The sequence below is a fragment of the Brevibacillus daliensis genome (assembly GCF_021245735.1).
GTDB classification, from domain to species: domain Bacteria; phylum Bacillota; class Bacilli; order Brevibacillales; family Brevibacillaceae; genus Brevibacillus_B; species Brevibacillus_B daliensis.
Genome location: NZ_JAJISB010000001.1, coordinates 440,039 through 453,863, shown reverse-complemented (window position 1 = coordinate 453,863; position 13,825 = coordinate 440,039). Strand labels below are relative to the sequence as shown.

The window sequence follows — 13,825 nt, the reverse complement described above, 5'->3', positions numbered from 1 at the left end:
GAGGGACAAATAGTCATACATAAGATTACGGTGAAGGTGTTGACGCGTCATTTTGGGAACGGCTAACGGTAAGGAGGAGTAACATGACACAATTAGACTCTTCTATGCGTCTGAAAGTGAAAAGGGATACTTTTTTTCTCCCTGATGCAAAGGGAAATGTGTATTTTCGGAATAACGTAGGCTCATTTCGTATGGAAGGCAATGGCATTGATCAGTGGATTGAAAAACTGTTGCCGGTGTTTAACGGGGAGAACACGTTGGGCGAGCTGACGGACAGATTGCCGAAAGAATATCGAGATCGTGTGTTTGAAATCGCAGAAAATTTATTCCAAAATGGTTTTGTTCAGGATGTGAGCCAAGATCGCCCGCATCAGCTTACGGACAAGATTTGCAAAAAGTACGCTTCACAAATTGAATTTATAAGTAATCTGGCTGATTCTGGTGCTTATCGTTTCATGTCTTATCGTCAGGCTAAAGTGCTGGCGATCGGCTCCGGTCCGATCTTTGTCTCATTGATTGCGGCGTTGCTTGATTCCGGCTTGTCCAGGTTCCACATGCTGGTCAATCATGTGCTGCCAACGAATCGCCAACGGATAGAGGAACTGACATCTCATGCCCGCAAGACGGACCCCGAGGTAACCATAAAGGAGCTTGTGCTACAGGTGGAGGGATTAAATACTTGGCGCGAGGCTGTGCAGTCGTTTGATGCGATTTTGTACGTATCTCAGGAGGGTAATGTAGAGGAACTGCGGGGCCTTCAAGCTGTTTGCAGGGAAGAGGGCAAGGTGCTGCTAGCTGCGATCTGTGTGAAGCAGGCGGGTGTGGCGGGACTGCTTGTGCATCCAGACTCTGAGGAATGCTGGGAGTCGGCGTGGCGCCGTATACACCAATCCGCGCTCGTAAAAGACGAAAGGCTGCATGCATTTTCTTCTACTGCAGGAGCGATGCTGGCGAATGTGGTCGTATTTGAATTGTTCAAGTTCATTACGGCGGTGAACGAATCGGAACCGAAGAATAAGGTCTACCTACTTGATCTGGAGACGTTGGAAGGAAACTGGCATTCGTTCATGCCTCACCCGTTGGTGACAGGAAAAACGAAGGTCGAATGGATAGAAGATCTTGATGGACACCTCGAACAAAAAAAGGACCCAAGTGAGTCGAATGGTCTGATCCCTTACTTCAGCACACTGACATCAAGAGAAACAGGGATTTTCCACATCTGGGAGGAGGGGGAATTGAAGCAGCTTCCTTTGTCCCAGTGCCGCATTCAGGCAACGGACCCGCTGTCGGAGGGACCGGCCGAGTTGTTGCCGGAGATGGTGTGCACAGGTATGTCACATGAGGAGGCTCGGAAGGAAGCGGGGCTGACCGGAATAGAAGCGTATGTATCTCGTATAGTTCCCGTGTTCTTGACGGGACAAAAGCAAGATCCACATGATTTTGTCGGAGTCGGAGCGGGGGAGACCGCGGCGGAGGGTGTCAGCCGAGGGTTGCAGAAGTGTTTGCTCCAAGAAATGAGCAAGCAGAAGATGGAGGAGAATCCTCATTTTTTTCAGGTGCAGTTGAGTACGGTAGAAGATGATCATTGCCGTTTTTATTTGCAAGCATTAACCACCATACAAGGAACACCGAGGATCGGATTAGGAACAGAGGTATTCGGTTTCCCTGCAGTGTGGGTCGGTTCGGGCAATCGCTGGTTTGGTAGTGTAAGTTTGAATGTGACCATGGCGTTGCGTAACTCGTTGCAACAAGCCTTGCTAGTGACACAAAATCAGGCGGAATTTCGCATGTCGCTTGCGTTGTCCCGTGCATCCGTTCGTCTGAACGAACTGGAGCTAAATAGCCTTACGATTCCTGGACTAGACGATACAACGCAAACGGAAGTCTTGCAGTCCGCCCTACAGGTTTTGAAACGGAATCGTATGCGGCTTTTCCTCTTGGATTTGGCTATTGAGCCATTTTTGAAAAAAGAGCTGGCAGGCGTGTATGGAGTGGTGCTGCGTGAGGAGGAGTCCCGGTGAGTACAGTCGTTTTGGTTGTTGGAGAAGGGCGGCTAGCGGATTTCGTATGCAATGAACTGTCTGCTCCATACGAGGTTGTCCGTCAAAATGATTTGAAGGTCGGAATACCGAAAGGCACGCAAATGGCTCTGGTGTTGCACGATGCCTGGGACCCATTCATACATCGAGAGGCCGAAGAAGTGTTGCAGCCTTCTGGTATTCCCTGGCTGCGCGGTTTTGTTTTATTTGGTGAAGGCACGGTTGGACCGCTGGTTCGCCCTGGTGCACCGGGGTGTTCCCAGTGTGCGGATCTGCGGTATCTGATGGCGGGACGCGACCGCAAAGAGATGTGGGAGCTGCAACAGCGGCGGCTGGGTGAACACAGGGAAGCATCTCATGATGCCTGGGCATCGCATACGGGACTTTTGCAGATGGCTCACGTGCTTGTGGCAGAGACGAAGAGAGTGCTGACGGGCGGGCAAGCCCATTTGGAAGAACGGGTGTTTTTGATCAACCTGAAAACGTTAAAGAGCTCACGCCACTTCTTTCTGCCCGAACCTGCATGTGAGTTTTGCGGTCAAATGCCCGATGATTCTTTGCTAGCAGCTCAAATTACACTAAAACCCAATCCGAAGATCAGCGTCGACAGTTACCGCTCTCGTCCAATGGATGAACTCAAAAAAGTTCTGAGTAAAGATTACCTGGATTACCGGACAGGCTTTTTGAATAAGAAACTGCGTGATCTGGTGTCACCTTTTGCCGATGTAAGTGTGAATCTTCCGTTGTTCACAGGGGACGAGGGAACAGCAGGTCGGACTCATTCTTATGAGGATAGCGAGATGACGGCCATATTGGAGGGCTTGGAGCGGTACTGCGGAATTGCACCTCGCGGTAAGCGGACCGTGATCCGCGACAGTTTCCACAATCTTGCGGATCAAGCGCTCGATCCCGTCAAGGTAGGGCTGCACACCGAGGAACAGCATGAGAGGCCTGATTTTCCATTCGTACGGTTTGATCCGGACCGACCTATGTACTGGGTATGGGGCTACTCGTTCTTGCAAGAGCGCCCGATTTTGGTTCCGGAGATGCTTGCCTATTACGGTATGGGCGATGAGGATTGCTTTGTGTTTGAAACATCCAACGGATGCGCGTTGGGTGGCAGTCTGGAAGAGGCTATTTTCTACGCCATTTTGGAAGTGGTGGAGCGCGATTCATTCCTGATGACTTGGTATGCGGAGCTTCCTCTTCCGCGCATTGACCCCTTTTCGATTCATGATCAGGAATTGTGCTTGATGCTCGAACGCTTGCAGGCGGTGGCCGGTTATGATGTCTATGTGTTTAACGCGACGATGGAGAATGGGATTCCCAGCGTTTGGACACTGGCGAAAAACAGGAAAGAAAAGGGAGTCAATCTGATCTGTGCGGGCGGCGCTCATCCAGATCCTGTGCGGGCGTTGAAAAGCTCAATCCACGAATTGGCCGCCATGTTGCTGACATTCAACGAGAAGTTTGAGGCGAACCGGGAAGAGTATGTGCGTATGTTCCACGATCCGTTTCTGGTGAAAAAGATGGAGCATCATTCTATGCTATACGCTTTGCCGGAAGCGGAAGAGCACCTGCAATTTTTGCTGAATGATCATCGTCCATTGCGAACGTTTGAAGAGGAATTCATGCAGAAGCCAAAGTATGGCGACTTAACCGATGATTTGAAGTCCCTTCTTCAGACGTTCCACCGATTGAATCTTGATGTGATCGTGGTGGATCAGACGACACCTGAAATCTTGCGGAACGGACTGTATTGCGTAAAAGTGCTGATTCCGGGGATGTTGCCGATGACGTTCGGACATCACCTGGCCCGCGTTAAAGGACTGGATCGGGTACTACAAGTGCCCATGGAGCTTGGATATACGAAGCAGCCGTTAACGTATGAACAGCTCAATCCACATCCGCATCCGTTTCCATAAATCGTGACCAGGAGGGAAAAGGATGAGGCTGGATACTTTTCTGCACACTCTTCATTTCGACACAGAAAAGGCAATACCACTTGACTTCGAGGTGGACTGGGAAGACGCACCCTTGCCATTTAAGCTCTACCGTGGCTTGCCTGTCATCCCGTTGTCTGGGGAAATACCGCTTACGCTAGAGGGGCGGCAAGCGATCACGAAACCAGATCTGCGAGAAATGAGTCATTTTCTCTGGTACGTATACGGTCTGACTCAATTCAGCGAGTCTGTCTTTGATCTGAATCCGATGGAACAAGCTTTTGGACCGATACAATCGTACCGGCGGTTTGTTCCGTCTGGCGGTGCGAGGTATCCAAACGAAATATACGTATATCTGAAGCTGGAGGGTGCCCATACCGGTATCTACCATTATGATGTCGCTCACCAGCGATTGGTTTTATTGCGTAAAGGAAATTTCGATGACTATATGGCCCGTGCTCTCGGCAATCGCTGTGATCTATCGACTTGTTTTGCGACCGTTTTTGTGACGACCATGTTTTGGAAAAATTTCTTTAAATACAATAACTTCGCCTATCGCCTGCAAGGCCTGGATGCTGGCGTGCTGATAGGGCAATTACTCGAAGTTTCGAAACGGTTTGGCTATGAATCGGGGGTATACTTCCAGTTTCTCGATCGCGCGCTTAACCATCTGCTGGGGCTGTCAGAACAGGAGGAGAGCGTCTATGCGGTCATCCCGTTGTCGGTGGAGCCGGGGAGTACGTGGTTTGGGAAAGGGAATGGCGCAGATGGAAGCGTCACGGCCGCTGAATTGTGCCGGGAGTTGTTAACGGTAAAGCATGATCACTACGTGCGGTCGCAACGGGTTCTGCCATACCCGATGCTGATCCAAATGAACGAAGCGTCCCAACTGGAATCTCTACAATCGTTTCGGCGGTTTGAAGGAGAAAAGAACATTACTTATGAGGGCAACACAGTGGCACTCCCTCAAGTAGGGCGGTTCTTTTATGATCTGGGCTCGGCCTGCAGAAAAAGGGTTTCGCCGGAGAAGGGTTTTGTTTTGGGCAAGGTAAGCCAACAGCAATTGGCTACTTTACTACAAGAGGCGACTGCTTCCTTCCAATATCGAAACGATTTGGATGAGGACCAGGAGAACCGCCAACCCCGTGTCTTCCTGTATTGCTGTTTGTACAACGTAGAAGACATTCCGGACGGTGCCTACCGCTATGACAGTGAAGCCCATGCGTTGCGGCAGATACGACTTGGCGATCATCGGCTTTACCTGCAACAAGGCATGAGTCTGGACAATGTAAATCTGTTTCAGGTACCGCTCTGCTTTCATGTGGCAGGGGATAAAGATCACCTCAAAGCAGCACTGGGGTACAGAGGGTATCGCATCCAGCAGATGGAGGCGGGTATGCTCGTGCAACGTTTGCTTTTGGCGGCTACTGCTCTCGGCATGGGCGGGCACCCGCTGCTTGGCTATGACGTGGAGTCCTGTGATAATCTCAATCGGATGGATTCGCATGGAAAAACCAGCTTGATCCAGATTCCAGTTGGTCCCTATCGTCCGAGGTCCCGATTGGAGGGGGGGTTGCATGGCTAGGGGTGAATGAGAAGAAGCAAAAGGTTGTCGAGATATCACTCGGCAACCTTTTTGTATATGAAAACCCCCAGTTCGACTGAGGGTAGACAAGAATTATGAGCAGCTAACGATGAAAGAGATAATCGACCCGTTTACGGGTGAGTCGGTGAAAAAGGGCAGATAAAAAAGCCCTTAAGGGGTTTGCCCGTGACAGCACGCGGTTGGCAGTAGGCGCCTGCTTGTAACATGCCCTTATAGGGCTGATGGAAGCCACCATCTAAGCCGGTGGTTATAACTTGTATGTGTAAGTGATTAGGAATAGAGTTAAAATAAGTACATAATGATCGGCAGGGGTAAGCCCATACATTCGCAAATACTCTAGTGTTGCTTTAAAATAAAGTTTGTTCAAAAACACCTCATAAACCAGTATTTTACGCTAAATAAAAGAATCCATTTTGAAAAAAGATTGATCAAAATGGATTCTTCTCTAACAAATTTATATTTAGTCTTCATAAAAAAGTTTGATCATTTTAGCTGCGTTCTTCAACTAAAGCACCATAGAGTTTAATAACCTGATTTACTGATTATATCTTCAATTTTTCATATTTAACTACATAGATATAGTTTTTGTTGCAACTGTTTGTTGAAATGCCTGATCATGCTCAACAATAACCATTGTGGGATTAAATCTTTGAATAAGCTCTTCAATCTGCATGCGCGAATAAATATCAATAAAATTTAACGGTTCATCCCAAATATATAAATGAGCTTTTTCACATAAACTTTTGGCTATAAGCAGCTTTTTCTTTTGTCCACCAGAATAATGAGATATATCTTTCTCAAATTGAATTCGGTCAAAATCCATCTTACGTAGGATGGATTTAAATAAGGTTTCATCAATCTCATGCTCTTCAATAAAGTCCGATAACAGTCCCTTCAAATGAGAAGTATCTTGTTGGACATAGGAAATAATGAGGCCTGAACCTAAATTCATTGAGCCTGTATGATGTATCGGATTTCCTAGAATTAGTTTTAGGATACTACTTTTTCCGCTTCCATTCTTTCCATCAAGTACAATTCGGTCACCTTGTTCAACTTTAAAGCTAATTGGCTTATTCACTATTTGGTCATCGTACTTAACAGACACATCGTCCAAAACAATCAATTCATTTGACTTAAATTCCAATGGTTCTAATTTTATTGACTCAGTTTTTTCCACATTTTTTAGCAGTTTTGACTTTTCCTGAATAGCTTTTTGTTGCCTTGATTCAAGGTTCTTTGCTCTCTTCATCATCTTTGCCGCTTTATGTCCTACAAAACCCTTGTCCAACTTAGAACCCGAATTCGTTGTCCCATTTTTGGAAGCTTCCACTTGATTAGACCAACCTGCTGAACGCTTTGAAGACTGTTCTAATCTCCCTATGTCTTTTTGTAGACGCTGATTTGTTGCCTCTTCGTGTTCCTGCTGTCTATCAAAATTTAACTTCCAAGAAGAATAGTTACCACTTTGAACTTCAATATTTGCCCTATTTATAGATAAAATATGGTCAACGCACCCATCTAAAAAGATTCTGTCATGTGAAATTAAAATAAACCCTTTTTTCTTCCTTAGATAATCAGAGACCACCTTTCGGGCATCAGTGTCTAGATGATTGGTTGGCTCATCAATTAATAGAAATTGACCCTCAGTCAAAAAAAGTGCTGCAAGCAACACCTTTGTTTGTTCTCCATTTGATAATGTTTTAAATGGTCGGTACATGACCTCAGCATCAACATTTAGATAGGATATTTCACGAAGAAATTCCCAATCTTCTGCTTGGGGGCAAATTTCTTCAAAGATTTCATGGGTATACTTGTTTTTATCCGAAACTGGATAAGGGAAAAAATTAAATTCTACCGAAGAAATGATTTTCCCACTATACTCATAATTCCCTAATAATAAATTAAAGAATGTTGTTTTACCTCGTCCATTTCTACCGATAAATCCAAGTTTCCAATCCGTATCTATTTGAAAGTTTACACCTTCAAAAATATTGTCAAAGCTACCTGGGTAAGAAAAAGTTAAGTCTTGAACTTGTATCATTGACATGATAATTCCTCCTTTGTATATGAACATTTTTTACTTTTTATACAAAGTCGGCACATCCATCTATTCTAAATTACTCCGTATAAGTTTGATGGATATTAACGACTTATACGGAGTATTACATGCGTAACAATAGTGTCTGAATCGCTCATTTCTCTCTCTCCTTTATTTATTAGATTAAAGTTACAGATTAAAAAATATCAATCTTAACTATGAGAGAATAAAAAATCCTCCCAATTTGTAATTGGAAGGATTAGTCTTTCACTTATATTAAATAAGTTCTTTTTTGCCATTGGAATCATGACAAATAAAGTGTAAACTGATTTATAAAAATGGATAGACTAACCCTATATTTTGTAGTTTGAAGTTATTCATTTCAAATAAAAATATAGATTAGTTAATCATTGTCCATCCATCAGTCCTCTCATAATTGTACTTTTATAGTAACAAATTTTTTTATGGAATACAATTCAGCATCATCTTAACCTCAAATTACTGCTTGTTGCTCTTTTGATAATTTCCATACAATTGACCACAAGCAGCATCTATATCAATTCCAAATTGACTTCTAATGGTCACATTAATACCTGATGATTTTAATTTTTTGTAAAAATTAACAACATGACCTTCATCAACTTCACCGAACCTTAAAGGAGAACTGACGGTTGGGTTATATCTGATTAAATTTACATGATATAAACGTCCTTCTTTATATCGACCTTTTATTAGACTTACTACTTCTTTAGCATGGTCAATAGAATCATTCACACCAGGTAACATAATATAAGCAATATATACTTTTCTTGATGTTATTCGTATATGCTCATCTAATGTGTCCAATACATCTAATAATGGATACCTATCATTAATCGGCATCAACTTACTTCGTTGGTCATTAAAAGGAGAATGTAACGAAAACGTCAAATTGACTTGCGGATAATTCAGAGTCATTTTTTTTATACTTGGTATAATACCAATAGTTGAAATAGATAACCTACGAGGGCTTAAAGCAAACAGCGTCGGATCAGTGAGTACATCTAAGGCATCAAAAACTTGTACATTGGCTAACGCTTCTCCCATCCCCATAAAAGAAATACTATCAATTGAGTGACCTTGTAAGTAAAAATGGAGGATTTGGTCAGTTATTTCATCTGAAGTCAAATTTCTTTTTAATCCAATGTCACCTGTTGCACAAAATTTACACCCAAAATTACATCCGCACTGAGAAGATATACAAAATGATTCCCACCCAGCTTTATATTTCATATTTACCGTTTCTATTTTTTCATTTCCTGAAATTTCAAATAAGACTTTAGTGACTTGCTCAGAATGTTGTTCCTTTAAAGGAACAACATCTAAAATAGACTCTCCAAATTCCTTAACTAAAATTTCTCTTAACGATTTTGGAAGTACATTAATTTCGTTGAATTTATTTATCCTTTCTTTAAAAATGGCATTCAATATTTGTTTCATTCTAAAATTAGGGTAATTATGTTCCCTTAAAAATTCTTTTATTCTTCTATACTTATTGCTTAGTTTTAATTGCATCTTTCTCATCCTTCCATACGACTCTCTAGTTTTATAGGAGTAAATAGAAAGGAGTTGTCTATCCCTTAAGTTAAAAATAAACGCAAAAAAAGCACCGATAGAATTATCGGTGCTGAACTTTAAATAAAAAATATGCACAAATAAATAAACAAGGACACTAAGTCATTGCTTTGTAATTTATTTGCCATAGAGGCAAAGCTCCGATAACTGTTTTTATATGGTTGTATAGCATAAAAAAGGACAGACTACTCCCTTTGTCTGCTAAATCATTACCAATTTTCACATTTTTACCAAACAGAATTCTAAAAACAGTTAACATTGCTTGCACCTCCCTTTGTCCAATTTATTATTGAGTAAACTATCATAAAAGTGAGTATATGTAAAGTGTAATTCGAGAATAACTAACCTGCCTATATAGTTAAAGAAAAAAATTCTGCAAAAAAGAATTTTTAATCAATCTTTATTTTAAATAATCGAACTTTGTTTTAAATGATCAACCTTTTTTATAAAACTACATCTAGTAGGCATAAACGTGACAAAAAGGGAGTGCGAAAAATGGCCATCAAAGAAGTAACCGTGGAAAACCTACAGTCAGAGCATATTTGCTGTGCGATTTCAGACAAAAAAGGTGAATGTGGAGTCGCATCCAAAAAAGCATGGTTACAAGAGCGAATGTCGGAAGGTCTTGTTTTCAAGAAATTGGATGTAAGAGGCAAAGTCTTTATCGAATACGTCCCGGCTGAATATGCGTGGTGTCCGGTCGATGCAGAAGGATATATGTACATAAACTGCTTTTGGGTGTCAGGACAATATAAGGGGCACGGTCATGCCAAGCAATTGCTTGAGGAATGTATAAATGACGCTAAAGCGAAAGGTCGAAGGGGACTCGTTGTTTTATCCTCGAAGAAGAAAAAGCCATTCTTATCAGATGCAGCATTCTTATCATACAAAGGCTTTACAGTATGTGATACGGCAGCCCCTTACTTCGAGCTCATGTATCTACCCTTTCAGGAATCAGCAGAGCAACCCAAATTTAAAGAAGTAGCTAAACATGGTAAAATAAGTGAAAAAGGAATTGTTTTGTACTATTCCAATCAGTGTCCTCATACGGAAAAATATGTCCATCTTATAAAAGAGATCGCCTGTGAACGGCAACTGAATTTTACACTAATTAAAATCGAGACCACCAAACAAGCACAAGAATCCCCAACGCCTTGGACTACATATGGTTTATACATAGAGGGTGAGTTTATCACCAATGAAATATTGAGTGACAAAAAATTTCTAAAGATACTGGAAGAGAAAGGATGTATAGATAAACCTGAAGAAAAAGTGAAAGAAAAAGAGAGCAAACAGTAAATCATCTTTAATACTTGATAATATGCTGCCAATGTGGAGGTAACTCTTCTGTCCGTAGATGCTCATATTTGATTAGCCTGGTTTTACCCGGTGATATGGAAAAGGTTAGTTGATCCTGCCCAACACCAATGTGTGGTCCGATAACAGGGGAGACCATTAAAACGACAGTAAATCCAAACTTACGATAACCGCCAATTCGCTCTGCTTTTATTACTTTTACTTCATACGGGTACACGTGAGGTGATGTTGTCAGTATATCAGAATAATAGTGATGTACAGCTTTCTCAATGGAAGGACCAAGCATTGTAATAAAAATATCCTGATACAGCTCTTCAGGAGAGCCTTTGGGATAAAGAGGAATAGAAGAAGCTTCACCAATGGGAAATATAGGAAATAATGCTATGATAGCAAGTGTAATGGCTATTACATATTTTTTCATGGGTGACCTCCTTCTTTACTAGGCTACCCACTGAGAGGAGGAAATACATATGGTGGCAACGACAGGTTATGAAATAATTTTACTCAGTGTAAAACTAATAATGTTTATTTTATAGTCTTCAAAAAAGCGGACATTATAATTAATCCTTCTCACCAAAGTACAATCAACCAAGCGATCAGAAATTTCTTGACAGTCAGGGTGACGTCTGATAAATTGTAAATCAATACAAATTGAATAGCGATCTTCTTATCCAGAGAGGCGGAGGGACTGGCCCTATGATGCCCGGCAACCACTCGTTATGAAATATGACGAGATGGTGCTAATTCCTGCAGAGCGTAACAGCTCTGAAAGATAAGAAGGATTTGCTTGCGGATTCTAATGGCGCGACCAAAGCCTTCTTTCTTAGGAAAGAAGGCTTTTCTTTTTGATTTTATAAAGAGAGTAATGAGGGGAGAGAACCATCGTGCATATTGAAACGCGGTTGGTCCAAATCGGAGTAGGAAAAGAAAAAACAACAGGAGCGGTTAGTTTTCCCATATATCATGCAACAGCTTATCGTCATCCAGCATTGGGAGAAAGCACAGGATTTGATTATACGCGTACGGCTAATCCAACTCGGTCCGTGCTAGAAGAAGCCATTGCCGATTTGGAATCTGGAGACGGTGGTTTTGCCTGTTCGTCAGGGATGGCTGCGATTCAGACTATCTTGGGATTATTCTCATACGGAGATCATTTAGTTGTATCGCTTGATCTTTACGGAGGAACGTATCGTCTGTTTGAACAGGTTCTAAAGCGATATGGCATCACAACAACCTACGTAGATATGTGTAACCCAAAGCTAGTGGAAGAAGCAATCAAGCCAGAAACAAAGGCATTGTTCGTAGAAACGCCGACTAATCCACTTATGCAGATTACTGACCTTTCAACAATTGTGTCGATCGCCAAAAAGCACAATGTACTCTCCATTATCGATAATACATTCATGACGCCTTATTATCAGCGGCCATTGGAGTTAGGAGCAGATCTGGTTTTTCATAGCGCAACCAAATATTTAGCTGGACATAATGATGTACTGGCGGGATTGATTGTTACGAAAGGTGCGGAACTTACAGAAAAAATCCGTTTTCTGCATAATTCAATTGGAGCTGTCCTAGGTCCGCAGGATTGCTGGCTGATTATGAGGGGATTAAAAACCCTTGCACTAAGGATGGATCGTCATCAGGCTAACGCCTATAAGGTTGTGAGTTTCCTTCAAAACCATGAAGCTGTATCAGAAGTTTTTTATCCTGGACTTCCTACTCATCTTGGCTATGATGTGCAAACACGTCAAGCAAGCGGTTATAGCGGGATGGTTTCTTTTCGAATCAGGGATAAAGAGGATGTAGCCGTATTCTTGAAAAGTCTGAACATCATTTCTTATGCGGAAAGCCTTGGTGGTGTGGAATCGCTTTGTACATACCCGTCTACACAGACACATGCGGATATTCCTGTAGAAGTTAGGGAGTATGTCGGTGTTTGTGATCGATTGCTCCGCCTCTCTGTTGGGATTGAACATCCGAAAGATTTAATTGCTGACCTGGAGCAAGCCTTGGATCGATGTTTAACAAAAGAGGAGTGTTTACGATGAATTTTGCGACGAAACTGCTTCATGGTACGTGCGGGATCGATAGGGAAACAGGAGCTTCCAGCATACCTATTTTTCAAGCATCTACTTTTCATCAGTATGATATTGATCATCCAGGGCAGTTTGACTACGCGAGATCTGGTAATCCAACCAGGCAGGCGCTAGAAGAAGCTATTGCGGTACTTGAAGGTGGGGAACGGGGATTTGCTTTCGCCTCTGGAATGGCTGCTATTTCCAGTGTGTTTCTACTTTTTAGCAGTAATGATCATATTGTGGTTGCAGAGGATGTATATGGGGGTACTTTCCGCTTCCTTACTACGGTATTAAAGCGAATGGAGATTGAAGTTACCTTTGTTGATACTACGAATCTGCAAGCGATTGAGAAAGCGATTCGTCCTAACACCAAGGCGATTTATTTGGAGACACCATCCAATCCAACCTTAAAAGTAACAGATGTAGCTGGTGCAACAGCTATCGCAAAGCGTCATTCCTTACTAACCATAGTAGACAATACCTTCTTGACACCTTACTACCAACGTCCGCTTGAGCTAGGAGCCGATATTGTCATACACAGTGCGACCAAATTCATCGGTGGTCACAGTGATGTGGTTGCAGGATTGGTCGTAACAAAAACAGAGGAGATCGGAAACAAATTATATGCTATTCAAAATGGGTTCGGTGCCATTCTCGGGGTACAAGACTGCTGGTTGGTTATGCGTGGGTTGAAGACCTTGAAAACAAGGCTGGACCAAGCAACACGTAATGCTGTACAGATTGCAGACTATCTTTCTCAGCACCCTCTAGTAAAGCATGTCTATTACACAGGCTTATCAAGTCATAAGGGGCACGCGCTCCAAAACAGTCAGGCTAGTGGTCACGGAGCTGTTCTTTCTTTTGATCTGGGTGGTCGTGAGCAGGTTAAGGCATTATTTGAAAACCTGAAGCTTGCCTTGGTAGGAGTCAGCTTGGGTGGAGTGGAGAGTATTTACTCTTATCCCGTGCAAATGTCACATGCCTCTATGCCAAAAGCGGAACGAGAAAAAAGAGGAATTACGGACGGACTCGTGAGACTATCAGTAGGGGTTGAAGATGCAGGAGACATAATTGCTGATCTGGCTCAAGCATTGCAGATAGCAGCATCCGTCAAGTTTAAAATAGAAGCATGATGGGTAATAAACTGGTGCAGAGATGTGCCAGTTTTTTCTATTTCTATAGGTCGGGAG

Annotated in this window: 10 protein-coding genes, 1 pseudogene and 1 riboswitch; of the genes and pseudogenes, 7 read left to right on the top strand and 4 right to left on the bottom strand. The window is 42.7% G+C overall.

The annotated features are described in order from the left end of the window. The first annotated feature begins 83 nt into the window (after positions 1–83). The 4 genes and pseudogenes from LM917_RS02230 to LM917_RS24880 form a co-directional block, all read left to right on the top strand. The gene (locus LM917_RS02230) at positions 84–2,021 is read left to right on the top strand and encodes a putative thiazole-containing bacteriocin maturation protein (RefSeq protein ID WP_232695795.1); all 1,938 of its coding nucleotides are present in this window, start codon (positions 84–86) and stop codon (positions 2,019–2,021) included. Beyond that, positions 2,018–3,964: a TOMM precursor leader peptide-binding protein gene (locus tag LM917_RS02225; RefSeq protein WP_232695793.1), complete on the top strand. Its 1,947-nt coding sequence runs from the start codon at positions 2,018–2,020 to the stop codon at positions 3,962–3,964. Before LM917_RS02230 ends, LM917_RS02225 begins: the two co-directional genes overlap by 4 nt. Before the next feature lie 22 nt (positions 3,965–3,986). Continuing rightward, positions 3,987–5,567 carry a SagB family peptide dehydrogenase gene (locus LM917_RS02220; RefSeq protein ID WP_232695790.1) on the top strand — a complete coding sequence of 527 codons (1,581 nt, stop codon included), beginning with the start codon at positions 3,987–3,989 and terminating at the stop codon, positions 5,565–5,567. Between the two features lie 85 nt (positions 5,568–5,652). Next, a pseudogene (locus LM917_RS24880) lies at positions 5,653–5,730 on the top strand (IS200/IS605 family transposase); the annotation flags it as partial. Between the two features lie 426 nt (positions 5,731–6,156). On the opposite strand, the gene LM917_RS02215 reads toward LM917_RS24880, so the two are convergent. From LM917_RS02215 to LM917_RS02205, 3 genes are all read right to left on the bottom strand, one after another. Continuing rightward, complete coding sequence (locus LM917_RS02215) at positions 6,157–7,635, bottom strand: Lsa family ABC-F type ribosomal protection protein (protein WP_232695789.1); 1,479 nt, start codon at positions 7,633–7,635, stop codon at positions 6,157–6,159. A 489-nt stretch (positions 7,636–8,124) separates the two neighbouring features. Next, on the bottom strand, positions 8,125–9,180 hold the full coding sequence (locus LM917_RS02210; RefSeq protein ID WP_232695788.1) for a Cfr family 23S rRNA (adenine(2503)-C(8))-methyltransferase: 1,056 nt from the start codon (positions 9,178–9,180) through the stop codon (positions 8,125–8,127). A gap of 157 nt (positions 9,181–9,337) precedes the next feature. Then, positions 9,338–9,499: a hypothetical protein gene (locus LM917_RS02205; protein WP_232695787.1), complete on the bottom strand. Its 162-nt coding sequence runs from the start codon at positions 9,497–9,499 to the stop codon at positions 9,338–9,340. Between the two features lie 236 nt (positions 9,500–9,735). Here LM917_RS02205 and LM917_RS02200 point away from each other — a divergent pair, with 236 nt between their 5' ends. After that, positions 9,736–10,539, top strand: coding sequence for an N-acetyltransferase (locus LM917_RS02200; protein WP_232695786.1), 804 nt, complete (start codon positions 9,736–9,738; stop codon positions 10,537–10,539). A 7-nt stretch (positions 10,540–10,546) separates the two neighbouring features. Here LM917_RS02200 and LM917_RS02195 read toward each other — a convergent pair whose 3' ends face one another. Beyond that, positions 10,547–10,978: a DUF3888 domain-containing protein gene (locus tag LM917_RS02195; RefSeq protein WP_232695784.1), complete on the bottom strand. Its 432-nt coding sequence runs from the start codon at positions 10,976–10,978 to the stop codon at positions 10,547–10,549. A gap of 243 nt (positions 10,979–11,221) precedes the next feature. Further along, a riboswitch (SAM riboswitch) is annotated at positions 11,222–11,336 on the top strand. A gap of 105 nt (positions 11,337–11,441) precedes the next feature. Here LM917_RS02195 and LM917_RS02190 point away from each other — a divergent pair. After that, positions 11,442–12,605, top strand: a complete 1,164-nt coding sequence (locus LM917_RS02190; RefSeq protein ID WP_309241915.1) for a trans-sulfuration enzyme family protein — start codon at positions 11,442–11,444, stop codon at positions 12,603–12,605. After that, entirely contained in the window at positions 12,602–13,768 is a 1,167-nt protein-coding gene (locus LM917_RS02185; protein ID WP_232695781.1) for an aminotransferase class I/II-fold pyridoxal phosphate-dependent enzyme, read from the top strand. The genes LM917_RS02190 and LM917_RS02185 overlap by 4 nt, the downstream gene beginning before the upstream one ends. Positions 13,769–13,825 lie beyond the last annotated feature (57 nt).